Genomic DNA, 26,596 nt, shown 5'->3' on the forward strand with positions numbered 1-26,596 from the left:
GGGAGAAATACCGGTAGCGACGATGAATTTTAACTGAGAACAACATCATGGATAAATTTCGTGTACAGGGGCCAACGAAGCTCCAGGGCGAAGTCACCATTTCAGGTGCAAAAAACGCCGCACTGCCGATCCTCTTTGCGGCGCTGCTGGCGGAAGAACCGGTCGAGATCCAGAACGTCCCGAAACTGAAAGATGTGGATACGTCCATGAAGCTGCTGAGCCAGCTTGGCGCCAAAGTGACGCGTAACGGCTCTGTGCACATTGATGCGCGCGACGTCAACGTATTCTGCGCGCCGTATGATTTGGTGAAAACCATGCGCGCGTCGATCTGGGCGCTGGGTCCGCTGGTCGCCCGTTTTGGTCAGGGCCAGGTTTCGCTGCCGGGCGGCTGTACTATCGGCGCACGTCCGGTTGACCTGCATATCACCGGTCTTGAGCAACTGGGTGCGACCATTAAGCTGGAAGAAGGTTATGTGAAGGCCTCTGTCGACGGACGACTGAAAGGCGCGCATATCGTGATGGATAAAGTCAGCGTTGGCGCGACGGTCACCATCATGTGCGCAGCGACTCTTGCGGAAGGCACCACCATTATTGAAAACGCCGCGCGTGAGCCGGAAATTGTCGATACGGCGAATTTCCTGGTGACGCTGGGGGCGAAGATCTCCGGTCAGGGGACCGATCGGATTACGATCGAAGGCGTTGAACGTCTGGGCGGCGGCGTGTACCGCGTACTGCCGGACCGTATCGAAACCGGCACCTTCCTGGTCGCGGCGGCTATCTCCCGCGGTAAGATCATCTGCCGCAACGCGCAGCCGGATACGCTGGACGCCGTATTGGCGAAGCTGCGCGACGCCGGTGCGGACATCGAAGTGGGCGAAGACTGGATCAGCCTCGACATGCATGGCAAACGCCCGAAAGCGGTAAACGTGCGTACGGCGCCGCATCCGGCGTTCCCGACCGATATGCAGGCGCAGTTTACGCTGCTGAACCTGGTGGCGGAAGGCACGGGCTTCATTACTGAAACCGTGTTTGAAAACCGTTTTATGCATGTGCCGGAGCTGAGTCGCATGGGCGCGCATGCGGAAATCGAAAGCAATACCGTGATTTGCCACGGCGTCGATAAACTTTCCGGCGCCCAGGTGATGGCAACCGACCTGCGTGCTTCTGCAAGCCTCGTGCTGGCAGGATGTATTGCAGAAGGAACCACAGTGGTTGATCGTATTTATCATATCGATCGCGGTTACGAGCGCATTGAAGATAAACTGCGTGCGCTGGGCGCAAACATCGAGCGCGTAAAAGGCGAGTAATTCGGACGCATTCGTCACGAATAAACAGGTAGCCCCATCGCGAAAGGGGCTACCGTTCTGCCGTGTCACTCGGTGCCTGGCTTCTCCCGACGCGACGCTCTCATCAGGCGCGTTCTGTCGATGAATTCATGCGTTTTGGCGTCGTGATAGCGCGACGGCCAGATCACCCACGGTTCCGTTCCCAGCGCTTTGGCAATAATCAGTTCGCCTTTCGGCCACGGTCGGGTTAAGGCATTGGCCAGCGTCGAAGAACTTAATCCGTTTCTGCGCGATTCAGCCGCCATTGATGTCCCTCTTTTGCGTAATCCCGCGATGATATCAGCGGGATGCCAGTCGATCAGTTTGCTCTCCATTTTTCCCTCGCTCCTTAACTTGTTCATGGGAATTTTGAACAATAAACCTGAGAAACACACTATACGCCGAAAGAACAAATGTTCTAAAAAGTTCATGTAAAGAGAGCGAATATTCAGAATATGCCAGGAGTTATTACAGCTATTGCAAGGGGTTTATGGATGAGCAAATTAATTAAAGAAATTTACTGGAATTTATATGAATCCATCCCGCGCGATACGGGATGGAGAGGATGTGTTTAACGGTCGCGCTGGACGGCGATATGCGCGAGGCCAATCAGCGCGTCGCGCCACGGCGTGTCCGGTAGGATCTGCAGGGCGGCGATGGCCTTATCCGCTTCTTCTTCCGCGCGCTGGCGTGTCCATTCCAGCGAGCCGCAGGCGTTCATCGCATCCAGAACCGGTTCCAGAAGATGTCGGCCGTTTCCTTGTTCAATGGCGGTGCGAATCATTTGCGCTTGTTCAGGCGTACCGTGACGCATCGCATGCAGCAGGGGAAGGGTTGGCTTGCCTTCGTTCAGATCATCACCCACGTTTTTACCAAGTTGCTCGCCGTCGGCGCTGTAATCCAGCAAATCGTCAATCAACTGGAAAGCGGTGCCGAGGTAACGGCCATAGTCCTGTAACCCTTTTTCCTGCGCGCCAGTACAGCCCGCAAGGATACCGGAGCATTGCGCCGCCGCTTCAAACAGGCGCGCGGTCTTGCTGTAGATGACGCGCATGTAGTTTTCTTCGGTGATGTCCGGGTCGTTAACGTTCATCAACTGCAGCACTTCGCCTTCTGCGATGACGTTAACGGCTTCGGACATCACTTCCAGTACCTTCAGCGAGCCAAGGCTGGTCATCATCTGAAACGCGCGGGTATAGATAAAGTCGCCGACCAGAACGCTGGCGGCGTTACCAAACGCGGCGTTGGCGGTGGCTTTGCCACGACGCATGTCGGATTCGTCCACCACATCGTCGTGAAGCAGGGTGGCGGTGTGGATAAACTCGATCAGCGCCGCGATAGTGACATGGGCATTTCCCTGATAACCCACGGCGCGCGCCGCGAGTACCGCAATCATCGGACGGATACGTTTTCCGCCGCCGCTCACAATGTAATAGCCCAACTGGTTGATCAACTGGACGTCGGAATTAAGCTGTTCAAGGATTGTCGCATTGACACCCGCCATATCTTGCGCGGTTAACTCGTTGATTTTTTCTAAATTCATCGCAAAAGCCGGGCTTTTCGCCCTGTTTACCTGACGGTACATCAAGGTAACTTAGGGTTTAGGGTTAGAAATAAATGCTGATTGTACTGAAAAAACGCCGCAGATAAACGTTACCATACACGTTGTGTTTTTTTTCTTCATGTATTGACTGTAGCACTTGTCAAAGGCTCACGTTTTGCGTAATATTCGCGCCCTATTGTGAATATTTATAGCGCACTCTGAATCATTCAAAAGGTGTGCGCGGAAGCGGAGTTTTTTATGTACGCGGTTTTCCAAAGTGGTGGTAAACAACACCGAGTAAGCGAAGGTCAGACCGTTCGCCTGGAAAAGCTGGACATCGCAACTGGCGAAACTGTTGAGTTCGCTGAAGTTCTGATGATCGCAAACGGTGAAGAAGTCAAAATCGGCGTTCCTTTCGTTGATGGCGGCGTAATCAAAGCTGAAGTTGTTGCTCACGGTCGTGGCGAGAAAGTTAAAATCGTTAAGTTTCGTCGTCGTAAACACTATCGTAAGCAGCAGGGCCATCGTCAGTGGTTCACTGATGTGAAAATTACTGGCATCAGCGCCTAAGACCTGAGGAGAGATTTAAATGGCACATAAAAAGGCTGGCGGCTCCACTCGTAACGGTCGCGATTCAGAAGCTAAACGCCTGGGCGTTAAGCGTTTCGGTGGCGAAACCGTTCTGGCGGGTAGCATCATCGTTCGTCAACGTGGTACCAAATTCCACGCTGGTGCTAACGTAGGTTGCGGTCGTGACCACACTCTGTTTGCTAAAGCAGACGGTAAAGTGAAATTTGAAGTTAAAGGCCCGAACAACCGTAAATACATCAGCATCGTTGCTGAGTAAGTTTTTCGTGGTCCGGTAACGGATTAAAGCCCCGCACCTGTTGCGGGGCTTTTTACATTCGACGACCGGTAAATATGCTCGTGAAACCGTTCCTTTTCGGCTCACGAGCCCTTGCAGGGAAACGGGCATGAAGCAGCAGGCTGGCATTGGCATTCTTTTGGCGCTCACCACCGCGATGTGTTGGGGGGCTTTGCCAATTGCGATGAAGCAGGTGCTGGAGGTGATGGAACCTCCTACCGTCGTGTTTTACCGTTTTTTAATGGCCAGCGTTGGCCTGGGGGCGATCCTGGCGGTGAAGCGCAAGCTGCCGCCGCTGCGAATTTTCCGTAAGCCGCGCTGGTTGGTGCTGTTGGCGATTGCCACCGGCGGGCTTTTTGGTAATTTCATTTTGTTCAGCTCTTCCCTGCAATATCTTAGCCCGACAGCCTCGCAGGTTATTGGGCAACTGTCGCCGGTTGGTATGATGGTTGCCAGCGTATTTATTCTCAAAGAGAAAATGCGCGGCACGCAGATCATCGGCGCAATGATGCTGCTGAGTGGGCTGGTGATGTTCTTCAACACCAGCCTGGTCGAAATCTTTACCAAACTGACCGATTACACCTGGGGCGTCATTTTTGGCGTTGGCGCGGCGATGGTCTGGGTGAGTTATGGCGTTGCGCAAAAAGTATTATTGCGGCGTCTGGCGTCACCGCAGATCCTGTTTTTACTGTACACTTTATGTACGATAGCGCTATTGCCGCTGGCGAAGCCAGGGGTGATCGCGCAGCTCAGCGACTGGCAGCTTGCCTGTTTGATTTTCTGCGGGCTGAATACGCTGGTAGGATATGGCGCCCTGGCGGAAGCGATGGCGCGCTGGCAAGCGGCGCAGGTGAGCGCGTTAATCACGCTTACCCCGCTGTTTACCTTGTTATTTTCAGATCTTTTATCTGTGGCCTGGCCCGATTTCTTCGCCAGACCGATGTTAAACCTTTTAGGTTATCTCGGTGCGTTTGTCGTGGTTGCGGGCGCGATGTACTCCGCCATTGGTCATCGAATTTGGGGCGGATTACGCAAGCATGAACCGGTGGTATCGCAACCCCGCTCAGGCGAATGATTTACGGAGAGTAAAATGAAGTTTGTTGATGAAGCAACGATTCTGGTCGTTGCAGGCGATGGTGGTAACGGTTGTGTCAGCTTCCGTCGCGAAAAATACATCCCGAAAGGCGGCCCGGACGGCGGCGATGGCGGTGACGGCGGTGACGTCTGGCTGGAAGCGGACGAAAACCTTAACACCCTGATCGACTACCGTTTTGAGAAATCCTTCCGCGCGGAGCGTGGTCAGAATGGCGCCAGCCGTGACTGTACCGGTAAACGCGGTAAAGATGTCACCATTAAAGTGCCGGTCGGCACACGCGTGATCGATCAGGGCACTGGCGAAACCATGGGCGATATGACCAAACACGGTCAGCGTCTGATGGTGGCGAAAGGCGGCTGGCACGGTCTGGGGAATACCCGTTTTAAATCTTCCGTAAACCGTACCCCGCGTCAGAAGACCATGGGGACGCCGGGTGATAAGCGCGATCTGTTACTGGAGCTGATGCTGCTGGCTGACGTCGGTATGCTCGGTATGCCAAACGCCGGTAAATCGACCTTTATCCGCGCAGTATCGGCGGCGAAACCAAAAGTGGCGGATTATCCGTTTACCACGCTGGTGCCGAGCCTTGGCGTGGTGCGTATGGATAATGAGAAGAGCTTTGTGGTCGCGGATATCCCGGGGCTGATTGAAGGCGCTTCTGAAGGCGCAGGGTTGGGGATTCGCTTCCTGAAGCACCTTGAGCGCTGCCGTGTTCTGCTGCATCTCATCGACATCGATCCGATCGACGGTTCCGATCCGGTGGAAAACGCCCGTATCATCATTGGCGAACTGGAGAAGTACAGCCAGGATCTGGCGTCCAAGCCGCGCTGGTTAGTGTTCAACAAGATCGATCTGCTGGATAAAGCCGAAGCGGAAGAGAAAGCGAAAGCGATCGCTGATGCGTTGGGCTGGGAAGGTAAATATTATCTCATCTCTGCCGCCAGCCAACTGGGCGTGAAAGATCTCTGTTGGGATGTGATGACCTTTATCATCGAGAACCCAATCGTTCAGGCTGAAGAAGCGAAGCAGCCGGAAAAAGTCGAATTCATGTGGGATGACTACCACCGCCAGCAGCTCGCGGAAGTCGAAGACGAAGCGGAAGATGACTGGGATGACGACTGGGACGAAGACGACGAAGAAGGCGTTGAGTTCATTTATAAGCGTTAACCTGTGTAATGCGAAGCGCCGGATGGCGCTTCGCTTCTCCGGCATTACCGCCCGCCTAGTTGTTCTGATAAATATCCTTGTACAACCGGCTTTCGAAACGCACCAGCGGAATTCGGCGGTTACGCTGCTCGGCTGGCGCAACCGCATAGCCTGACAGATACTGTACGAATGCCATACGCTGCCCGCTTGCGGTAGTGATGAACCCTGCCAGGTTATAAACGCCCTGAAGCGAACCGGTTTTCGCCGACACCTTACCATCCACTCCCGCCTGATGCAGACCCGCCCGGTATTGCAGAGATCCGTCATAACCCGCCAGCGGAAGCATAGAGATGAAGTTCAGCTCGTTGTCGTGCTGTGCGATATATTGCAGCACCTGCATCATGGTCGCAGGGGCTATCAGGTTGTGGCGAGAAAGACCGGAACCATCGGCGATAATGGTATTGCCAATATCTACGCCCGCCTGCTGACGAAGGATCTGGCGTACCGCATCGGATCCGGCGCGCCAGGTGCCCGGCACGTTGAAACGGGCATGGCCAATCATGCGAAAGACGGTATCGGCAATCATGTTGTCCGACTTTTTCAGCATAATCTTAAGCAGATCGTGCAACGGGGCGGACTGTTTGCTGGCAACAATGGTTCCCGGTTCATTGACCTGCGTCTGGCGTAATAACGTTCCGCCATAACTGATACCGGCTTGTTTTAACTCGGCTTTTAAAATTGCCCCGGCATAGCTGGCGCCATCCTGGATGGCGAAGGCTAATGGCAGCGGTTCGGCACGCTGCGGCAGGCAGCCGGTTAATGTGAAGCGGTTTAAATCTCCAGGCACCACGTCCAGTTCACAGTATTGCGCCTCAGCGGAGCCGCGAGCGAGCGTACGCACCTGGCTAAAGAAGGTGACAGGATAGTAAGACGCTACGCGAATATACGCCAAATCGTTGGGTTTCTGGGCGCTATAAAGCGAAATGGAGAAGCAGTTTCGGTCCACAATCGCAGCCGCAGGCGGGGCGCTAAAGCATTGAGTCATGTCATTCCACGGCCATCCCGGCGCTTTGTCATGACTGGCAAAAATCGAGGTATCAATGAGGATATTTCCGGTAATCTGCGTGACACCTGATTTTTTCAGGTTCGCGACCATATTCCGAATATCCTGACGTTTTAACGTCGGATCGGCACCGAATCGCGCCACTAAGTCACCCTTCAAAACGCCGCCATCGACCTGGCCTTTGGTCTCCAGCGTTGTCGTAAAACGGAAGTCCGGGCCGAGCTGTATCAGCGCCGCCAGCGCGGTGATGACTTTCTGCGTGCTGGCAGGTAGGGCCATTTGCTGACTATGATAATCAATCGCGGGGGCCGGCGCGCCAACCTTCTGCACCATGAGGGCAAGATTGGCTCCGGCAGGAAGCTGGTTGATGTACTCATCAACGTTCGCGGCCTGGACGCTGAACGCTATACTGGTGGTCAATCCGATGATAAATCTGGAAAATCGCATAATCTCGCGCTAACAACCTGGAAACAAGCCGTCATACTACGGCGCAATGCCCTGGAAAGTAAACGATGACCCATAGGGAACTCCAGGGTAAAATGAGTATCAAATTGAGAATTGTAGCTGACCTGGGTTTTTGCCCGGGTCGGTATTTTTTTGCTTCTGGCTCGGGTATGACGCCATACCGGGGCAGGCTTAACAGCCGGGGTGGACCATTGCCCCCCTACAGGAATGTTTAAGAGGTATAACAAATGCAAGCTATTCCGATGACCTTACGCGGCGCAGAAAAACTGCGCGAAGAGCTGGATTTTCTGAAATCTGTACGCCGCCCTGAAATTATCGCCGCTATCGCTGAAGCGCGTGAACATGGCGATCTCAAAGAGAATGCGGAATATCACGCCGCGCGTGAGCAGCAAGGGTTTTGCGAAGGCCGCATCAAAGATATCGAAGCGAAACTGTCGAATGCGCAGGTGATCGACGTTACAAAAATGCCTAACAACGGTCGCGTGGTTTTCGGTGCGACGGTCACCGTGCTGAATCTTGATAACGATGAAGAGCAGACCTGGCGCATCGTGGGCGATGATGAGGCCGACTTTAAACAAAACCTGATTTCGGTGAATTCGCCGATTGCCCGCGGTCTGATTGGCAAAGAGCAGGATGACGTTGTGGTCATCAAAACGCCGGGCGGCGAAGTGGAGTATGAGATCACCAGGGTCGAATACCTGTAAGAATTTCCCAATACTCAAGATGTTGATGTATTGTAAAGAAAGGAAAAAGGCCGCATAGCGGCCTTTTATCAACGAACAGAGCGTGGCATTTTGCTCTCCTGCCAGCGGAAAATCCCTCGTTTTACACAGAATTTGTGTTCAACGTCAGGATATTCTTAGCGCGGCAGCGAGATTTTACGTTCTTTACTTGGGCGATAAAGCACCAGCATTTTACCGATGACCTGTACGTTACAGGCGCCGGTTTCGCGCACGATAGCGTCCACGATCAAGGTTTTGGTTTCGCGATCTTCTGATGCGATTTTCACCTTGATAAGTTCATGGTGCTCTAACGCTTGTTCAATCTCGGCCAGTACCCCTTCGGTCAAACCATTATTGCCAAGCATAACGACCGGCTTGAGCGGATGTGCCAGACCTTTCAGGTGCTGTTTTTGTTTAGTACTCAGATTCATCGTATATTTTTGCTTACGTTGGGATTGAAAACGGGTCATTCTACCGCCATCTCCCATATATCACCAAATAGTGCGTTGAAATTTACGCCGTATGGCAACGATGTTCTGCCCGGATGGGAAAGTTAAATGACAGGTAAAAAGCGTTCTGCCAGCTCGAGTCGCTGGCTTCAGGAACACTTTAGCGATAAATATGTTCAAGAGGCACAGAAAAAGGGGTTACGTTCCCGTGCCTGGTTTAAACTTGATGAAATACAGCAAAGTGACAAACTCTTTAAGCCGGGAATGACGGTTGTCGATCTCGGTGCCGCGCCAGGGGGCTGGTCACAGTATGTGGTCTCGCAAATTGGCGGCAAAGGCCGCATCATCGCTTGCGATCTTTTACCTATGGATCCTATTGTTGGTGTGGACTTTCTTCAGGGCGACTTTCGTGATGAACTAGTGATGAAAGCGCTGCTGGAACGCGTGGGTGACAGTAAAGTACAAGTTGTCATGTCAGATATGGCACCAAACATGAGCGGAACACCGGCGGTGGACATCCCCCGCGCCATGTACCTGGTGGAACTGGCGTTAGAAATGTGTCGTGATGTGCTAGCGCCGGGTGGAAGTTTTGTAGTGAAGGTGTTCCAGGGCGAAGGTTTCGATGAGTACCTAAGGGAAATTCGCTCCCTGTTTACGAAGGTGAAAGTTCGTAAGCCGGACTCTTCTCGCGCACGTTCGCGTGAAGTGTATATTGTAGCGACCGGGCGTAAACCATAACTGGTCGATTTCAGACGAAAGTTTGAAAGACGCTGGATATAGAGTATCCTGACGCTGTTTTTAACACAGTTGTAATAAGAGGTTAATCCCTTGAGTGACATGGCGAAAAACCTAATACTCTGGCTGGTCATTGCCGTTGTGCTGATGTCAGTATTCCAGAGCTTTGGGCCCAGCGAGTCTAATGGCCGTAAGGTGGATTACTCTACCTTCCTGCAAGAGGTCAACAACGACCAGGTTCGTGAAGCACGTATTAACGGACGTGAGATCAACGTTACCAAGAAAGATAGTAACCGTTACACGACCTACATTCCGGTTAACGATCCGAAGCTGCTTGATAACCTGCTGACGAAAAACGTCAAGGTTGTGGGTGAACCACCGGAAGAGCCGAGCCTGCTGGCTTCCATCTTTATTTCCTGGTTCCCGATGCTGCTGTTGATCGGTGTCTGGATCTTCTTCATGCGTCAGATGCAGGGCGGCGGTGGCAAAGGCGCCATGTCGTTTGGTAAGAGCAAAGCGCGCATGCTGACGGAAGATCAGATCAAAACCACCTTTGCCGACGTAGCAGGTTGTGACGAAGCGAAAGAAGAAGTCGGTGAACTGGTTGAATACCTGCGCGAGCCGAGCCGTTTCCAGAAACTGGGCGGTAAAATCCCGAAAGGCGTTCTGATGGTAGGGCCGCCGGGTACCGGTAAAACCCTGCTGGCGAAAGCCATCGCCGGTGAAGCGAAGGTACCGTTCTTTACCATTTCCGGTTCTGACTTCGTGGAAATGTTTGTTGGTGTCGGTGCGTCTCGCGTACGTGACATGTTCGAACAGGCCAAGAAGGCGGCGCCCTGCATTATCTTCATCGATGAAATCGACGCCGTAGGCCGCCAGCGTGGCGCAGGTCTGGGTGGCGGTCACGATGAACGTGAACAGACGCTGAACCAGATGCTGGTTGAGATGGACGGCTTCGAAGGTAACGAAGGTATTATTGTTATCGCGGCGACAAACCGTCCGGACGTTCTTGACCCGGCGCTGCTGCGTCCAGGCCGTTTTGACCGTCAGGTCGTGGTGGGGCTGCCGGATGTGCGCGGTCGTGAACAGATCCTGAAAGTCCATATGCGTCGCGTGCCGTTGGCGCCGGATATCGATGCGGCCATCATTGCCCGCGGTACGCCTGGCTTCTCCGGTGCGGACCTGGCGAACCTGGTGAACGAAGCGGCCCTGTTTGCTGCGCGTGGCAACAAGCGCGTGGTCTCCATGGTTGAATTCGAAAAAGCGAAAGACAAAATCATGATGGGTGCGGAACGTCGCTCCATGGTGATGACGGAAGCGCAGAAAGAATCGACCGCTTACCACGAAGCTGGCCATGCGATCATTGGTCGTCTGGTGCCGGAGCACGATCCGGTGCATAAAGTGACGATTATTCCGCGCGGTCGTGCGCTGGGGGTGACCTTCTTCCTGCCTGAGGGCGACGCGATTAGCGCCAGCCGCCAGAAACTGGAAAGCCAGATTTCGACGCTTTACGGTGGTCGTCTGGCAGAAGAGATCATCTACGGTGTTGAACACGTTTCTACCGGCGCGTCAAACGACATCAAAGTGGCGACCAACCTGGCGCGTAACATGGTGACCCAATGGGGCTTCTCGGAAAAACTCGGTCCGTTGCTGTATGCGGAAGAAGAGGGTGAAGTGTTCCTTGGTCGAAGCGTCGCGAAAGCCAAACACATGTCCGATGAAACCGCGCGTATCATCGACCAGGAAGTGAAAGCGCTGATTGAACGTAACTACAATCGTGCGCGTCAGCTTCTGAACGATAACATGGACATCCTGCACGCAATGAAAGATGCGCTCATGAAATACGAGACCATCGATGCGCCGCAGATTGATGACCTGATGGCACGCCGTGACGTTCGCCCGCCAGCTGGCTGGGAAGAACCCGGCTCTAACAATTCTGACAACAATGGCACCCCGCGTGCGCCGCGTCCGGTTGATGAACCCCGTACGCCGAACCCGGGCAATACCATGTCAGAGCAGTTAGGCGACAAATAAGTCATACCATTGTTGATGACTGCGCGTTAATGAAAACCCTGGGGCTTGCTCCGGGGTTTTTTATGATTTCATACCAGGGATAACATTATGCAACTCTTCGCCCAGGGCACTTCACTTGATCTTAGCCATCCGCATGTGATGGGCATTCTCAATGTCACCCCAGACTCCTTCTCTGACGGTGGAACGCATAACACGCTGATCGAGGCCGTGAAGCATGCGAATCTGATGATTAACGCCGGTGCCACCATCATTGATGTTGGTGGCGAATCAACGCGTCCTGGCGCGGCTGATGTCAGCGTGGAAGAGGAATTGCAGCGGGTGATTCCGGTTGTTGAGGCGATTGCGCAGCGTTTTGAAGTCTGGATTTCCGTGGATACATCAAAGCCGGAGGTGATCCGCGAATCAGCCAGAGTGGGCGCTCACATCATTAACGACATCCGCTCGCTTTCTGAACCCGGCGCGCTGGAAGCCGCAGCGGAAACCGGTTTGCCCGTTTGCTTAATGCACATGCAGGGGCAACCGAAAACCATGCAGCAGGCGCCGAAATATGACGACGTGTTCGCTGAAGTTAATCGCTACTTTATTGAGCAGATAGCACGTTGTGAAAGGGCGGGTATCGCAAAAGAGAAATTGTTACTCGACCCGGGATTCGGTTTCGGTAAAAATCTCTCCCACAACTATACATTACTGGCGCGTTTATCTGAGTTTCATCATTTTAATCTGCCGCTGTTGGTGGGAATGTCGCGCAAATCGATGGTGGGCCAGTTGCTCAACGTCGGGCCTTCAGAGCGACTGAGCGGCAGCCTGGCCTGCGCGGTAATTGCGGCCATGCAGGGAGCGCAGATCATTCGTGTCCATGACGTCAAAGAAACCATAGAAGCGATGCGTGTGGTCGAAGCCACATTGTCCGCAAAGGAAAACAAACGCTATGAGTAACCGTAAATATTTTGGTACCGATGGAATCCGTGGTCGCGTTGGCGACGCCCCGATCACCCCTGATTTCGTGCTTAAACTGGGATGGGCGGCCGGTAAAGTGCTCGCGCGCCACGGCTCCCGTAAAATCATCATCGGTAAAGATACGCGTATTTCCGGTTACATGCTGGAGTCGGCCCTGGAAGCGGGACTGGCGGCGGCGGGCTTATCCGCCTCATTTACCGGCCCGATGCCGACGCCCGCCGTGGCATACCTGACGCGTACTTTCCGCGCAGAGGCTGGCATTGTGATATCAGCGTCGCACAATCCGTTCTATGACAACGGTATTAAGTTCTTCTCTATTGATGGCACCAAGCTGCCGGATGCGGTGGAAGAAGCCATTGAAGCAGAAATGGAAAAAGAGATCACCTGCGTGGACTCCGCTGAACTGGGTAAAGCCAGCCGTATTGTGGACGCCGCAGGACGCTATATTGAGTTCTGCAAAGGCACATTTCCAAATGAACTGAGCCTGAATGAGTTAAAAATTGTTGTCGATTGCGCGAACGGCGCGACCTACCACATCGCGCCCAACGTGTTGCGCGAGCTGGGCGCGAAGGTCATTGCGATTGGCTGTGAACCGAACGGCGTCAATATTAACGAAGAAGTGGGCGCGACGGATGTGCGTGCTCTGCAGGCGCGCGTTGTCGCGGAAAAAGCCGACCTGGGGATTGCCCTGGACGGTGACGGTGACCGCGTGATCATGGTTGACCATGAAGGCAATAAAGTCGATGGCGATCAGATTATGTATATCATCGCCCGTGAAGCGTTGCGTCAGGGACAATTACGCGGCGGCGCCGTCGGTACGCTGATGAGCAACATGGGGCTGGAGCTGGCGCTCAAACAGCTGGGCATTCCGTTCACCCGTGCCAAAGTAGGCGACCGCTACGTGCTGGAAAAAATGCAGGAAAAAGGCTGGCGTATCGGTGCGGAAAACTCCGGGCACGTCATTCTGTTGGATAAGACCACCACGGGCGACGGCATTGTGGCGGGACTGCAGGTATTAGCGGCAATGGTGCGTAACCATATGAGTCTTCACGATCTCTGCAGCGGCATGAAAATGTTTCCGCAGATCCTCGTTAACGTGCGCTATACCGCCGGCAGCGGCGATCCGTTGGAAAACGAAACCGTGAAGGCGATCACGGCGGATGTGGAAGCGGCGTTGGGCAACCGCGGTCGCGTGCTGTTACGTAAGTCAGGCACCGAGCCGTTAATCCGCGTGATGGTGGAAGGCGAGGACGAAGCCCAGGTCACTGAATTCGCTCACCGTATCGCAGAGGCTGTAAAGGCGGTGTAAAGGTCCTTTTTACTGCATAAAAAGGCGGCAAATGCCGCCTGTTGCAGGTAGAAATGGCATGCTTTTGCTGTTTTTTTCCGCAGTTGATACAATGGCCTAAAATTGCCCTTGCGAAGGACATTCGCTTTGGTTAGTATTCACACCCGCTTCAGTGGGAAACAGTAGCTTATCCCACTTTATTGGTTTGAAGCATTGGTATGCGGCAACTCCGCAAGGAACAGGTTGATTATGTACGAAGCTCTTTTGGTAGTTTTCCTTATTGTGGCAATTGGCCTTGTCGGTCTGATCATGCTGCAGCAAGGTAAAGGCGCTGATATGGGAGCCTCCTTCGGAGCAGGCGCTTCCGCTACGCTGTTTGGTTCAAGTGGTTCTGGTAACTTCATGACCCGAATGACGGCTGTGCTGGCGACGTTGTTCTTCATCATCAGTCTGGTGCTGGGCAATATCAACAGCAATAAAACCAATAAAGGAAGTGAGTGGGAAAATCTGAGCGCGCCGGCGAAAACCGAGCAGACTCAGCCTGCGGCTCCGGCTAAGCCGACCAGCGATATCCCACAATAAGATTTTCGTGCCGAGGTGGTGGAATTGGTAGACACGCTACCTTGAGGTGGTAGTGCCCAATAGGGCTTACGGGTTCAAGTCCCGTCCTCGGTACCAATATTCCGAAAGAAAGACGCTGAAAAGCGTCTTTTTTTTCGTCTTTTATTTATGACTCTTGCCGTCTGTGGTCATTTGCCTGCCGAATAGTGGTTGCGCCGATATTCAACATTATTCACGAAGCCTGATGGCGCCACGCTTATCCGGCATACAGGGTGACGCCACGTATAAAAAAGGCCGCAAACGCGGCCTGGTGGAAAGCATCTTTTCCGATCACTTCGCTTTATTTTCCAGATTCTCTACCTGCGGCAGACCGGTCGCGGAAGAGGCGGTGAGCAAGCCAGACTGCGCATAGCCAAACAGCTTCTCACGGGTGTCGGTGATATCCAGATTACGCATAGTTAACTGACCGATACGATCGTCCGGTGAGAATACAGAGTCACCTTTTTCCATCGTCAGGCGTTCCGGTTTGTAGGTCAGATTCTCTGAAACGGTATTGAGGATGGAATAATCATTACCGCGGCGCAGTTCCAGCGTGACTTCACCGGTGATCTGGCTGGCGACCCAGCGTTGCAGACCGTCACGCAGCATCAGCGCCTGTGAGTCAAACCAGCGGCCCTGATACAGCAGGCGGCCTAACTGACGCCCGTGCGCATGATATTGCTCAATAGTGTCTTCATTATGAATGCCAGTCAGCAAACGTTCGTAGGCGATATGCAGCAGCGCCATCCCCGGGGCTTCATAAATACCGCGACTTTTCGCTTCAATGATACGGTTTTCAATCTGATCGCTCATGCCCAGACCATGACGGCCGCCGATACGGTTCGCTTCCAGCATCATCTCCACATCGTCGCTAAACGTTTTGCCGTTCAGCGCCACCGGATGCCCCTGTTCGAAACGTACGGTGACTTCTTCCGCCGGGATTTTCACGTTTTCGTCCCAGAACTTCACGCCCATGATCGGATTAACGATCTTCACGCTGGAGTTCAGAAACTCGAGGTCTTTGGCTTCGTGCGTCGCGCCGAGCATATTGGAGTCCGTGGAATACGCCTTTTCGACAGACATTTTGTAGTCGAAGCCGCAGGCGATCATAAATTCAGACATCTCGTGACGACCACCCAGCTCATCAATAAAGTCGGTGTCCAGCCACGGTTTGTAAATCTGTAGCTCAGCGTTGGTCAGCAGACCGTAGCGGTAGAAACGCTCAATATCGTTTCCTTTATAGGTGCTGCCGTCACCCCAGATGTTCACGCCGTCTTCTTTCATCGCGGCAACCAGCATGGTGCCGGTTACTGCGCGGCCGAGTGGCGTGGTATTAAAATAGGTCAGGCCGCCAGTGGTGTTATGAAATGCGCCACACTGAATCGCCGCGATACCTTCGGCAACCAGCTGTTTACGGCAGTCAATCAGGCGAGCGTTCTCTGCACCGTATTCCATTGCGCGACGAGGAATCGCATCGTAATCGTCCTCATCTGGCTGACCCAGATTCGCAGTATATGCATATGGGACAGCCCCTTTTTGTCGCATCCACAGCAGTGCTGCGCTGGTGTCCAGTCCGCCGGAAAAAGCGATACCAATACGTTGACCTGCCGGAAGATGCTTGAGAATCGTCGTCATAAAATAAAACCCTGCTTGATAGACTGATGGTGAGATCGGCTTTCTGCTCTTATTGCATTTTTATGCAAAATAAATGAGTTTTCATTTAAACATCTTTTTCGCAAGACAGGAAGTGTTTCATGCGTTTTTCCACCATTCGCGCCGATGGCGTGTCGCGAGAGGATGCTGTTAACAAGGTTGACACAATGGGGGAGTAATCAATATAATAGCTGCAGATTTTACGTCCCGTCCTCGGTACCAAATCCCAGCAGTATTTGCATCTTTTACCCAAAACGAGTAAAATTTGCCACGTTTCAGGCGCGGGGTGGAGCAGCCTGGTAGCTCGTCGGGCTCATAACCCGAAGGTCGTCGGTTCAAATCCGGCCCCCGCAACCACTTTCCCTTAGAGTTCTTTTTCAAATATACTGTGAAGACTTAGGCCTTCGTAGCTGGATTTGAAAAAAATTCTTTCGGAAGGTTCTCCAGACCGCAGTTGCGGTTATAGGGTTCAGTTATCTAAAGCCCCGATTTATCGGGGTTTTTTGTTATCTGACTACAGAATAACTGGGCTTTAGGCCCTTTTTTTATGTCTTGGGGGTGGGCTTGTCCACATTAGAGCAAAAATTAACAGAGATGATTACAGCGCCAGTTGAAGCCTTAGGTTACGAGCTGGTCGGCATCGAATTTATTCGCGGTCGCACATCCACACTGCGCATCTATATTGATAGTGAAGATGGCATCAATGTTGATGATTGTGCTGATGTGAGCCATCAGGTGAGCGCTGTACTGGACGTAGAAGATCCGATCACGGTGGCGTATAACCTGGAAGTCTCCTCACCGGGGCTCGACCGTCCGATGTTCACTGCTGAACACTACGCGCGTTTCCTGGGTGAAGACGTTTCGCTGGTACTCCGCATGGCGGTACAGAACCGCCGTAAATGGCAGGGCGTGATTAAAGCGGTGGATGGTGAAATGATTACCGTCACAGTCGAAGGAAAAGATGAAGTGTTCGCGCTGAGTAATATCCAGAAGGCGAACCTGGTTCCCCACTTTTAACAGTCTGGATTGAGGTGAAAAGCCCGCGATGAACAAAGAAATTTTGGCTGTTGTTGAAGCCGTATCCAACGAAAAGGCGCTGCCACGCGAGAAAATTTTTGAAGCGCTGGAAAGTGCGCTGGCTACAGCAACTAAGAAAAAATATGAACAAGAGATCGACGTTCGCGTAGAAATCGATCGTAAAAGCGGTGATTTCGATACCTTCCGTCGCTGGCTGATTGTTGAAGAAGTAACCCAGCCGACGAAAGAGATTACACTCGAAGCGGCGCGTTTTGAAGACGAAAGCCTGAACCTGGGCGACTACGTTGAAGATCAGATCGAATCTGTCACCTTTGACCGTATCACCACCCAGACGGCAAAACAGGTTATCGTACAGAAAGTACGTGAAGCCGAACGCGCGATGGTTGTCGATCAGTTCCGTGAACACGAAGGTGAAATCATCACCGGCGTAGTGAAGAAAGTGAACCGCGACAACATCTCACTGGATCTCGGAAATAATGCTGAAGCCGTGATCCTGCGTGAAGATATGCTGCCGCGTGAAAACTTCCGTCCGGGCGACCGTATCCGCGGCGTACTGTATGCAGTCCGTCCGGAAGCGCGCGGTGCGCAGCTGTTCGTTACCCGCTCCAAACCGGAAATGCTGGTCGAATTGTTCCGCATTGAAGTGCCGGAAATTGGCGAAGAAGTGATCGAAATTAAAGCGGCGGCTCGCGATCCGGGTTCCCGTGCGAAAATCGCGGTGAAAACCAACGACAAGCGTATCGACCCGGTCGGCGCCTGCGTAGGTATGCGCGGCGCGCGCGTTCAGGCGGTGTCGACCGAACTGGGCGGCGAGCGTATTGATATCGTTCTGTGGGACGATAATCCGGCGCAGTTCGTCATTAACGCAATGGCGCCTGCTGACGTCGCGTCTATCGTGGTGGATGAAGACAAACACACCATGGATATCGCCGTCGAAGCGGGTAATCTGGCGCAAGCGATTGGACGTAACGGTCAGAACGTCCGTCTGGCTTCGCAACTGAGCGGCTGGGAACTCAACGTAATGACCGTTGATGACCTGCAGGCAAAACATCAGGCTGAAGCCCACGCCGCCATCGATACCTTCACCAAATATCTCGATATTGATGAAGAGTTCGCAACAGTTCTGGTTGAAGAAGGTTTCGCAACCCTGGAAGAGCTGGCCTACGTGCCAATGAAAGAACTGCTGGAAATCGACGGCCTTGACGAGCCGACCGTTGAAGCGCTGCGCGAGCGCGCTAAAAACGCACTGACCACTCTGGCACTGGCCCAGGAAGAAAGCCTCGGTGATAACAAACCGACTGACGATCTGCTGAATCTCGACGGTATGGATCGTGAACTGGCCTTCAAACTGGCTGCCCGTGGTGTTTGTACGCTGGAAGATCTCGCCGAACAGGGCATTGATGATCTGGCTGATATCGAAGGGTTGACCGACGAAAAAGCCGGAGAGCTGATTATGGCTGCCCGTAATATTTGCTGGTTCGGTGACGAAGCGTAATAAACTGTAGCAGGAAGGAACAGCATGACAGATGTAACCGTAAAAACGCTGGCCGCAGAGATACAGACCTCCGTGGAACGCCTGGTACAGCAATTTGCTGATGCCGGTATCCCGAAGTCTGCTGATGACTCTGTGTCCGCACAAGAAAAACAGACCTTACTGGCGCACCTGAACCGTGAAAACGGTTCAGGCCCGGATAAGCTGACGCTGCAACGTAAAACGCGTAGCACCCTGAACATTCCTGGTACCGGTGGAAAAAGCAAATCGGTACAAATCGAAGTCCGCAAGAAGCGCACATTTGTGAAACGCGACCCGCAAGAGGCTGAACGTCTCGCCGCGGAGGAGCAAGCGCAGCGTGAAGCGGAAGAGCAAGCCCGTCGTGAGGCAGAAGAAGCAGCCAAACGCGAGGCGCAACAAAAAGCTGAACGTGAGGCCGCAGAACAAGCTAAGCGTGACGCCGCTGAAAAAGCGAAACGTGAAGCTGCGGAAAAAGACAAAGTGAGCAATCAACAGACTGACGATATGACCAAAACCGCCCAGGCCGAAAAAGCCCGCCGTGAAAATGAAGCTGCTGAGCTGAAGCGTAAAGCGGAAGAAGAAGCGCGCCGCAAGCTTGAAGAAGAAGCGCGTCGCGTAGCGGAAGAAGCTCGCCGTATGGCGGAAGAAAACAAATGGACGGATAACACTGAGCCGACTGAAGACACCAGTGATTATCACGTCACCACTTCTCAGCATGCCCGCCAGGCTGAAGACGAGAACGATCGTGAAGTTGAAGGCGGCCGTGGCCGCGGTCGCAACACGAAAGCGGCCCGTCCGGCGAAGAAAGGCAACAAGCACGCTGAGTCTAAAGCCGATCGCGAAGAAGCGCGCGCAGCGGTTCGTGGCGGTAAAGGCGGCAAGCGTAAAGGTTCCGCGCTGCAGCAGAGCTTCCAGAAGCCAGCGCAAGCCGTTAACCGTGACGTTGTGATTGGCGAAACCATCACCGTTGGCGAACTGGCGAACAAGATGGCGGTGAAAGGCTCTCAGGTCATCAAAGCGATGATGAAACTGGGCGCAATGGCCACCATTAACCAGGTCATCGACCAGGAAACCGCGCAGCTGGTTGCCGAAGAGATGGGCCACAAAGTGATCCTGCGTCGTGAAAACGAGCTGGAAGAAGCGGTAATGAGCGACCGTGACACCGGCGCAGCGGCTGAACCGCGCGCACCGGTAGTGACCATCATGGGTCACGTTGACCACGGTAAAACCTCTCTGCTGGACTATATCCGTTCCACGAAAGTGGCCTCTGGCGAAGCGGGCGGCATTACCCAGCACATCGGTGCGTATCACGTTGAAACCGACAACGGCATGATCACCTTCCTGGATACCCCGGGTCACGCCGCGTTTACCTCCATGCGTGCGCGTGGCGCCCAGGCAACGGATATCGTGGTTCTGGTTGTTGCCGCAGACGACGGCGTGATGCCGCAGACCATTGAAGCTATCCAGCACGCGAAAGCGGCGGGTGTGCCGGTGGTGGTTGCAGTGAACAAAATCGATAAGCCGGAAGCGGATCCGGATCGCGTGAAGAATGAACTGTCCCAGTACGGCATTCTGCCGGAAGAGTGGGGCGGTGAAAGCCAGTTCGTCCACGTATCGGCAAAAGCCGGTACGGGCATCGACGAGCTGCTGGATGCGATTCTGCTGCAAGCCGAAGTACTTGAGCTGAAAGCGGTACGTAAAGGCATGGCGAGCGGCGCGGTCATCGAATCCTTCCTGGATAAAGGACGTGGCCCGGTTGCTACCGTTCTGGTTCGCGAAGGTACCTTGCATAAAGGCGATATCGTGCTGTGTGGCTTCGAATATGGCCGCGTTCGTGCGATGCGTAACGAACTGGGTCAGGAAGTGCTGGAAGCGGGTCCGTCGATTCCGGTGGAAATCCTCGGTCTGTCCGGCGTACCGGCTGCGGGTGATGAAGTGACCGTGGTGCGTGACGAGAAGAAAGCGCGTGAAGTTGCACTGTACCGTCAGGGCAAATTCCGTGAAGTCAAACTGGCGCGTCAGCAGAAATCGAAACTCGAGAACATGTTCGCCAACATGACCGAAGGCGAAGTTCACGAAGTGAATATCGTGCTGAAGGCCGACGTACAGGGCTCTGTGGAAGCGATCTCCGACTCCTTGCTGAAACTGTCTACTGACGAAGTGAAAGTGAAGATCATCGGTTCCGGCGTGGGCGGTATCACCGAAACCGACGCGACCCTGGCGGCAGCATCCAACGCAATTCTGGTTGGCTTCAACGTACGTGCCGATGCGTCTGCGCGCAAAGTGATTGAAGCGGAAAACCTGGATCTGCGTTACTACTCCGTCATCTATAACCTGATCGACGAAGTGAAAGCGGCGATGAGCGGTATGCTGTCTCCGGAACTGAAACAGCAGATTATTGGTCTGGCTGAAGTGCGTGATGTGTTCAAATCACCGAAATTCGGTGCGATCGCGGGCTGTATGGTTACCGAAGGGACCATCAAACGTCACAACCCGATCCGCGTTCTGCGCGACAACGTGGTTATCTACGAAGGCGAGCTGGAATCCCTGCGCCGCTTCAAAGATGACGTCAACGAAGTCCGGAACGGTATGGAATGTGGTATCGGCGTGAAGAACTACAATGACGTTCGCGTCGGCGATATGATCGAAGTGTTCGAGATTATCGAGATCCAACGTACCATCGCGTAATCTTCGTCGTCTTTCGGGCCGCAACTGCGTTGGCTACGAGTGTTCACCCCGGTCACATAGTTATCTATGCTCCCGGGGATTCACACTCTTGCCGCCTTGTTGCAACCCAAAATACTTAGAAGATAATTTTGCGTAGGCCGGGTAAGCGAAGCGCCACCCGGCATGAATTTCAAAAGGGGGCTGATTGCTCCCTTTTTTGTCTGGAGAATTGATTATGGCGAAAGAATTTGGTCGCCCGCAGCGCGTGGCGCAGGAAATGCAAAAAGAGATCGCAATTATCCTGCAACGCGAAATTAAAGATCCGCGCCTGGGCATGATGACGACCGTTTCCGGTGTCGAAATGTCCCGCGATCTGGCGTATGCCAAAGTGTACGTCACTTTCCTGAACGACAAAGATGAAGACGCAGTGAAAGCGGGCATCAAAGCGTTGCAGGAAGCCTCCGGTTTTATCCGTTCCCTGCTGGGTAAGGCAATGCGCCTGCGGATCGTGCCGGAACTGACCTTCTTCTACGACAACTCGCTGGTCGAAGGGATGCGCATGTCTAACCTGGTGACCAACGTGGTAAAACATGACGAAGAGCGTCGTGTGAACCCGGACGACAGCAAGGAGGACTAATGAGTCGTCCTCGTCGTCGTGGTCGCGACATTCACGGTGTCCTGCTGCTGGACAAGCCGCAGGGCATGTCCAGCAATGATGTCCTGCAGAAAGTAAAGCGCATTTATAACGCCAACCGCGCCGGACACACCGGTGCGCTGGATCCGCTGGCGACCGGTATGCTGCCGATTTGCCTCGGAGAAGCGACAAAGTTTTCGCAATATCTGCTGGATTCTGACAAGCGCTATCGTGTGATTGCCCGTCTCGGGCAGCGAACGGACACCTCCGATGCCGACGGGCAAATCGTGCAGGAGCGTCCGGTAACGTTTACCCCTGAGCAGCTTGCCGCCGCGCTGGATACCTTCCGTGGCGACATTGAACAGATCCCATCGATGTACTCGGCGCTCAAGTATCAGGGCAAAAAGCTCTACGAATACGCGCGTCAGGGGATAGAAGTACCGCGGGAAGCCCGACCGATAACGGTTTACGAACTGCTGTTTATTCGCCAGGAAGGCAATGAACTGGAGCTGGAAGTGCACTGCTCGAAAGGCACCTACATCCGCACCATCATCGACGATCTTGGCGAAGCGCTGGGCTGCGGGGCGCATGTCACCTATCTGCGCCGCCTGACGGTAAGCAACTATCCGGTTGATCGGATGGTGACGCTGGAACAACTGCGTGAGCGGGTGGCGCAAGCCGAGCAGCAGGGCATTCCGGCGGCGCAGCTGCTGGATCCGCTGCTGATGCCAATGGACAGTCCGGCCTCGGACTACCCGGTCGTTAATCTGCCGTTAACCTCCTCGGTTTACTTTAAAAATGGTAATCCGGTACGCACCGCGGGCGCGCCGCTGGACGGGCTGGTCCGCGTGACGGAAGGGGATGACGGTAAGTTTATTGGCATGGGCGAGATCGACGATGAAGGCCGCGTGGCGCCTCGTCGGTTAGTGGTGGAATACCCAGCCTGATGCGGGTTCGTCTTGCGATAAGCAGGCGCTACGAGTAGAATACTGGCGCTTAACGTCGCGTAAATTTTTTAACAGTTTACGCGATGTACACTGGGACTGCTGAATTAGAGATCGGCGTCCTTTCATTCTTAATACTTTGGAGTTTTAAAATGTCTCTAAGTACTGAAGCTACAGCTAAAATCGTTTCTGAGTTTGGTCGTGACGCAAACGACACCGGTTCTACCGATGTTCAGGTTGCTCTGTTGACTGCACAGATTAACCACCTGCAGGGTCACTTTGCAGAGCACAAAAAAGATCACCACAGCCGTCGTGGTCTGCTGCGCATGGTTTCTCAGCGTCGTAAACTGCTCGACTACCTGAAACGTAAAGATGTTGCACGCTACACCGCGCTGATCGAGCGTCTGGGTCTGCGTCGCTAATTCTTGCGAGTTTCAAAAAAGGGGGCCTTCATGGCCCCTTTTTTCAAGCAGATGGCAGCAATTCACTGGAAACTATTGTATTGTTGCTATGAATGATCTTCCGTTGCAGAGGTTCGCGCGGCTAATGAGAGGCTTTACCCCATATCATGCGGGTTAGGGTTGTCATTAGTCGCGAGGATGCGCAGAAGATCGGGTCTTAACGGCGACTCAGCATAGGGTCGCCAGAATCAGGAAAGGATATTATTTTGCTTAATCCGATCGTTCGTAAATTCCAGTACGGTCAACATACCGTTACGCTGGAAACTGGCATGATGGCGCGTCAGGCCACTGCCGCTGTTATGGTTAGCATGGATGACACTGCGGTATTCGTTACCGTTGTGGGCCAGAAAAAAGCCAAACCAGGTCAGGACTTCTTCCCGCTGACCGTTAACTATCAGGAGCGTACCTACGCTGCTGGTCGTATTCCGGGTAGCTTCTTCCGTCGTGAAGGCCGCCCGAGCGAAGGTGAAACCCTGATCGCGCGTCTGATTGACCGCCCGGTTCGCCCGCTGTTCCCGGAAGGCTTTGTCAACGAAGTCCAGGTTATCGCGACCGTGGTTTCCGTTAACCCGCAGGTTAACCCGGATATCGTTGCGATGATCGGCGCCTCTGCCGCGCTGTCCCTGTCCGGCATTCCGTTCAACGGCCCGATTGGCGCCGCGCGTGTAGGCTACATTAATGACCAGTACGTACTGAACCCGACGCAGGACGAACTGAAAGAGAGCAAGCTGGATCTGGTTGTTGCCGGTACTGAAGCTGCTGTGCTGATGGTTGAATCCGAAGCGGAACTGCTGAGCGAAGACCAGATGCTGGGTGCGGTGGTGTTCGGTCACGAACAGCAGCAGGTGGTTATCCAGGCGATCAACGATCTGGTGAAAGAAGCCGGTAAACCGCGCTGGGACTGGCAGCCGGAAGCCGTAAACGAAGCGCTGAACGCGCGCGTTGCTGCTCTGGCCGAGTCTCGTCTGAGCGACGCTTACCGCATCACCGACAAGCAGGAGCGTTACGCTCAGGTAGACGTGATCAAATCTGAAACCATCGATGCGTTGCTGGCGGAAGACGACACTCTGGACGTTAACGAGCTGGGTGAAATCCTGCACGCCATCGAGAAAAACGTTGTCCGTAGCCGCGTACTGGCAGGCGAACCGCGTATCGATGGTCGTGAAAAAGATATGATTCGTGGTCTGGACGTGCGTACTGGCGTACTGCCGCGTACTCACGGTTCCGCACTGTTCACCCGTGGTGAAACCCAGGCGCTGGTTACCGCGACGCTGGGGACTGCCCGCGACGCGCAGGTGCTTGACGAACTGATGGGCGAGCGCACCGACAGCTTCCTGTTCCACTATAACTTCCCTCCGTACTCCGTCGGCGAAACCGGCATGGTCGGTTCTCCGAAACGTCGTGAAATCGGCCACGGTCGTCTGGCGAAGCGCGGCGTGCTGGCGGTTATGCCGGAAATGGATAAATTCCCGTACACCGTGCGTGTGGTATCGGAAATCACGGAGTCCAACGGTTCTTCCTCCATGGCTTCCGTGTGTGGCGCGTCTCTGGCGCTGATGGACGCAGGCGTGCCGATCAAAGCCGCCGTTGCGGGTATCGCGATGGGTCTGGTGAAAGAAGGCGACAACTTTGTTGTCCTGTCTGACATTCTGGGCGACGAAGATCACCTGGGCGATATGGACTTCAAAGTAGCGGGTTCCCGCGACGGTATCTCTGCGCTGCAGATGGATATCAAAATTGAAGGTATCACCAAAGAGATCATGCAGGTTGCGCTGAACCAGGCTAAGGGTGCGCGTCTGCACATCCTCGGCGTGATGGAACAGGCGATCAATGCGCCGCGCGGCGACATCTCAGAATTCGCTCCGCGTATCCACACCATCAAGATCAACCCGGACAAGATCAAAGATGTGATCGGTAAGGGCGGTTCTGTGATCCGTGCGCTGACCGAAGAGACCGGCACCACCATCGAAATCGAAGACGACGGTACAGTGAAGATCGCCGCGACTGACGGTGACAAAGCGAAACACGCGATTCGCCGCATCGAAGAGATCACCGCTGAAATCGAAGTGGGTCGTATCTACAATGGTAAAGTGACCCGTATCGTTGACTTTGGCGCGTTTGTTGCCATCGGCGGCGGTAAAGAAGGTCTGGTCCACATCTCTCAGATCGCTGATAAGCGCGTTGAGAAAGTGACCGATTACCTGCAGATGGGACAGGAAGTACCGGTTAAAGTTCTGGAAGTTGACCGCCAGGGCCGCGTACGTCTGAGCATCAAAGAAGCCACTGAGCAGTCCCAGCCAGCTGCTGCGCCGGAAGCGCCAGCCAGCGAACAGGGCGAGTAAGGTTGTTTTTGCCCTCCGCTTTGCGGAGGGCGTTTAACCTGGCAGGACGCCTTGTTGAGCCGCCGGTGGACAGGACGTTCAGTTAATCGTTGTCTTCGGGAGTGGGAAATGAAGCCTTTTTTGCGCTGGTGTTTCGTAGCGACAGCACTCACGCTGGCAGGATGCAGTAACTCCGCCTGGCGTAAGAGTGAAGTCCTCGCAGTACCATTGCAACCGACTTTGCAGCAGGAAGTGATTCTGGCACGCATGGAACAAATCCTTGCCAGTCGGGCTTTAACCGATGACGAACGCGCGCAGCTTTTATATGAGCGCGGAGTGTTGTATGATAGTCTCGGTCTGAGGGCATTAGCGCGAAATGATTTTTCACAAGCGCTGGCAATCCGACCGGATATGCCTGAAGTATTCAATTACTTAGGTATATATTTAACGCAGGCAGGCAATTTTGATGCTGCCTATGAAGCGTTTGATTCTGTACTTGAGCTTGATCCAACTTACAACTACGCGCACTTAAATCGCGGTATCGCATTGTATTACGGCGGTCGCGACAAGTTAGCGCAAGATGATCTGCTGGCGTTTTATCAAGACGATCCCAATGATCCTTTCCGCAGCCTGTGGCTTTATCTCGCTGAGCAGAAGCTCGATGAGAAGCAGGCGAAAGAAGCGTTAAAACAGCGCTTCGAGAAATCGGATAAAGAACAATGGGGATGGAACATTGTCGAGTTCTACCTGGGCGACATTAGCGAATCCACGCTAATGGAAAAGCTTAAGGCAGACGCAACGGATAACACCTCGCTCGCTGAGCATCTCAGTGAAACCAACTTCTATTTAGGTAAGTACTACCTAAGTCTGGGGGATTTGGACAGCGCTACGGCTCTGTTCAAACTGGCGGTGGCTAACAACGTTCATAACTTTGTTGAGCACCGATATGCATTGTTGGAATTATCGCTCCTGGGCCAGGACCAAGATGACCTGGCAGAATCGGACCAGCAATAGCTGACGTACACATCAGCCCGTAATCTTATTGATTGCCATCACCTTCACGGGTGAGGGCGTTGT

The 26,596-nt window shown here is 53.7% G+C and carries 24 protein-coding genes and 2 tRNA genes; 21 read left to right on the forward strand and 5 right to left on the reverse strand.

The window, feature by feature from the left end; translation table 11 throughout:
- Positions 1-47 precede the first annotated feature (47 nt).
- Entirely contained in the window at positions 48-1,307 is a 1,260-nt protein-coding gene (gene murA, locus HVX72_RS02620; protein ID WP_042291871.1) for a UDP-N-acetylglucosamine 1-carboxyvinyltransferase, read from the forward strand.
- Positions 1,308-1,372: 65 nt separating this feature from the next.
- On the opposite strand, the gene sfsB is transcribed toward murA, so the two are convergent.
- Complete coding sequence (gene sfsB, locus HVX72_RS02625) at positions 1,373-1,660, reverse strand: DNA-binding transcriptional regulator SfsB (protein WP_042291869.1); 288 nt, start codon at positions 1,658-1,660, stop codon at positions 1,373-1,375.
- Positions 1,661-1,896: 236 nt separating this feature from the next.
- Positions 1,897-2,868 carry an octaprenyl diphosphate synthase gene (gene ispB, locus HVX72_RS02630; protein ID WP_042292051.1) on the reverse strand — a complete coding sequence of 324 codons (972 nt, stop codon included), beginning with the start codon at positions 2,866-2,868 and terminating at the stop codon, positions 1,897-1,899.
- A 258-nt stretch (positions 2,869-3,126) separates the two neighbouring features.
- Here ispB and rplU point away from each other — a divergent pair, with 258 nt between their 5' ends.
- The 4 genes from rplU to cgtA all read left to right on the forward strand — a co-directional run bounded on the left by rplU (position 3,127) and on the right by cgtA (position 5,996).
- Positions 3,127-3,438, forward strand: a complete 312-nt coding sequence (gene rplU / locus HVX72_RS02635) for a 50S ribosomal protein L21 (RefSeq protein WP_000271401.1) — start codon at positions 3,127-3,129, stop codon at positions 3,436-3,438.
- A gap of 19 nt (positions 3,439-3,457) precedes the next feature.
- Positions 3,458-3,715: a 50S ribosomal protein L27 gene (gene rpmA / locus HVX72_RS02640; protein WP_042291867.1), complete on the forward strand. Its 258-nt coding sequence runs from the start codon at positions 3,458-3,460 to the stop codon at positions 3,713-3,715.
- Between the two features lie 127 nt (positions 3,716-3,842).
- Positions 3,843-4,808 (forward strand): DMT family transporter, encoded by a 966-nt coding sequence (locus HVX72_RS02645; RefSeq protein ID WP_060571061.1) that lies wholly within the window; start codon positions 3,843-3,845, stop codon positions 4,806-4,808.
- Positions 4,809-4,823: 15 nt separating this feature from the next.
- Positions 4,824-5,996 carry an Obg family GTPase CgtA gene (gene cgtA, locus HVX72_RS02650; protein ID WP_042291862.1) on the forward strand — a complete coding sequence of 391 codons (1,173 nt, stop codon included), beginning with the start codon at positions 4,824-4,826 and terminating at the stop codon, positions 5,994-5,996.
- Between the two features lie 55 nt (positions 5,997-6,051).
- On the opposite strand, the gene dacB is transcribed toward cgtA, so the two are convergent.
- Complete coding sequence (gene dacB / locus HVX72_RS02655; protein WP_042291861.1) at positions 6,052-7,485, reverse strand: serine-type D-Ala-D-Ala carboxypeptidase; 1,434 nt, start codon at positions 7,483-7,485, stop codon at positions 6,052-6,054.
- A 245-nt stretch (positions 7,486-7,730) separates the two neighbouring features.
- Here dacB and greA point away from each other — a divergent pair, with 245 nt between their 5' ends.
- A complete protein-coding gene (gene greA / locus HVX72_RS02660; RefSeq protein WP_042291859.1) occupies positions 7,731-8,207 on the forward strand; it encodes a transcription elongation factor GreA in 477 nt (158 codons plus the stop codon).
- A gap of 155 nt (positions 8,208-8,362) precedes the next feature.
- Here the strand turns inward: greA and yhbY are convergent, their stop codons facing one another.
- Positions 8,363-8,656: a ribosome assembly RNA-binding protein YhbY gene (yhbY, locus tag HVX72_RS02665; protein ID WP_042292049.1), complete on the reverse strand. Its 294-nt coding sequence runs from the start codon at positions 8,654-8,656 to the stop codon at positions 8,363-8,365.
- A 126-nt stretch (positions 8,657-8,782) separates the two neighbouring features.
- On the opposite strand from yhbY, the gene rlmE reads away from it, so the two are divergent.
- From rlmE to HVX72_RS02695, 6 genes are all read left to right on the forward strand, one after another.
- Entirely contained in the window at positions 8,783-9,412 is a 630-nt protein-coding gene (gene rlmE, locus HVX72_RS02670; RefSeq protein WP_042291855.1) for a 23S rRNA (uridine(2552)-2'-O)-methyltransferase RlmE, read from the forward strand.
- A 99-nt stretch (positions 9,413-9,511) separates the two neighbouring features.
- Complete coding sequence (ftsH, locus tag HVX72_RS02675) at positions 9,512-11,443, forward strand: ATP-dependent zinc metalloprotease FtsH (RefSeq protein ID WP_042291851.1); 1,932 nt, start codon at positions 9,512-9,514, stop codon at positions 11,441-11,443.
- Positions 11,444-11,530: 87 nt separating this feature from the next.
- Entirely contained in the window at positions 11,531-12,379 is an 849-nt protein-coding gene (folP, locus tag HVX72_RS02680) for a dihydropteroate synthase (protein ID WP_181822482.1), read from the forward strand.
- Positions 12,372-13,709: a phosphoglucosamine mutase gene (glmM, locus tag HVX72_RS02685; RefSeq protein WP_042291845.1), complete on the forward strand. Its 1,338-nt coding sequence runs from the start codon at positions 12,372-12,374 to the stop codon at positions 13,707-13,709. The genes folP and glmM overlap by 8 nt, the downstream gene beginning before the upstream one ends.
- Positions 13,710-13,937: 228 nt before the next feature.
- Complete coding sequence (gene secG / locus HVX72_RS02690) at positions 13,938-14,270, forward strand: preprotein translocase subunit SecG (RefSeq protein ID WP_042291843.1); 333 nt, start codon at positions 13,938-13,940, stop codon at positions 14,268-14,270.
- Between the two features lie 9 nt (positions 14,271-14,279).
- A tRNA-Leu gene (locus HVX72_RS02695) sits at positions 14,280-14,366 on the forward strand.
- Positions 14,367-14,579: 213 nt separating this feature from the next.
- Here HVX72_RS02695 and argG read toward each other — a convergent pair.
- Positions 14,580-15,923: an argininosuccinate synthase gene (gene argG, locus HVX72_RS02700; protein WP_042291839.1), complete on the reverse strand. Its 1,344-nt coding sequence runs from the start codon at positions 15,921-15,923 to the stop codon at positions 14,580-14,582.
- A 298-nt stretch (positions 15,924-16,221) separates the two neighbouring features.
- Between argG and HVX72_RS02705 the strand changes: the two genes are divergently transcribed.
- The 9 genes from HVX72_RS02705 (at position 16,222) to nlpI (ending at position 26,533) form a co-directional block, all read left to right on the forward strand.
- A tRNA-Met gene (locus tag HVX72_RS02705) sits at positions 16,222-16,298 on the forward strand.
- A gap of 207 nt (positions 16,299-16,505) precedes the next feature.
- Complete coding sequence (gene rimP, locus HVX72_RS02710) at positions 16,506-16,958, forward strand: ribosome maturation factor RimP (protein WP_042292047.1); 453 nt, start codon at positions 16,506-16,508, stop codon at positions 16,956-16,958.
- Positions 16,959-16,986: 28 nt separating this feature from the next.
- Positions 16,987-18,474 (forward strand): transcription termination factor NusA, encoded by a 1,488-nt coding sequence (gene nusA / locus HVX72_RS02715; protein WP_042291836.1) that lies wholly within the window; start codon positions 16,987-16,989, stop codon positions 18,472-18,474.
- 24 nt (positions 18,475-18,498) lie between these two features.
- Positions 18,499-21,180 (forward strand): translation initiation factor IF-2, encoded by a 2,682-nt coding sequence (infB, locus tag HVX72_RS02720; protein WP_042291835.1) that lies wholly within the window; start codon positions 18,499-18,501, stop codon positions 21,178-21,180.
- Between the two features lie 214 nt (positions 21,181-21,394).
- On the forward strand, positions 21,395-21,796 hold the full coding sequence (gene rbfA, locus HVX72_RS02725) for a 30S ribosome-binding factor RbfA (RefSeq protein WP_001040201.1): 402 nt from the start codon (positions 21,395-21,397) through the stop codon (positions 21,794-21,796).
- The gene (gene truB, locus HVX72_RS02730) at positions 21,796-22,740 is read left to right on the forward strand and encodes a tRNA pseudouridine(55) synthase TruB (protein ID WP_042291832.1); all 945 of its coding nucleotides are present in this window, start codon (positions 21,796-21,798) and stop codon (positions 22,738-22,740) included. Before rbfA ends, truB begins: the two co-directional genes overlap by 1 nt.
- A 149-nt stretch (positions 22,741-22,889) precedes the next feature.
- Complete coding sequence (gene rpsO, locus HVX72_RS02735) at positions 22,890-23,159, forward strand: 30S ribosomal protein S15 (RefSeq protein ID WP_000059465.1); 270 nt, start codon at positions 22,890-22,892, stop codon at positions 23,157-23,159.
- A gap of 245 nt (positions 23,160-23,404) precedes the next feature.
- Entirely contained in the window at positions 23,405-25,540 is a 2,136-nt protein-coding gene (pnp, locus tag HVX72_RS02740) for a polyribonucleotide nucleotidyltransferase (RefSeq protein WP_181822483.1), read from the forward strand.
- Positions 25,541-25,648: 108 nt separating this feature from the next.
- Positions 25,649-26,533, forward strand: a complete 885-nt coding sequence (gene nlpI / locus HVX72_RS02745; RefSeq protein ID WP_042291827.1) for a lipoprotein NlpI — start codon at positions 25,649-25,651, stop codon at positions 26,531-26,533.
- Positions 26,534-26,596 lie beyond the last annotated feature (63 nt).

The organism is Citrobacter sp. RHB21-C05 (assembly GCF_013889015.1).
Lineage (GTDB): Bacteria > Pseudomonadota > Gammaproteobacteria > Enterobacterales > Enterobacteriaceae > Citrobacter_A > Citrobacter_A sedlakii.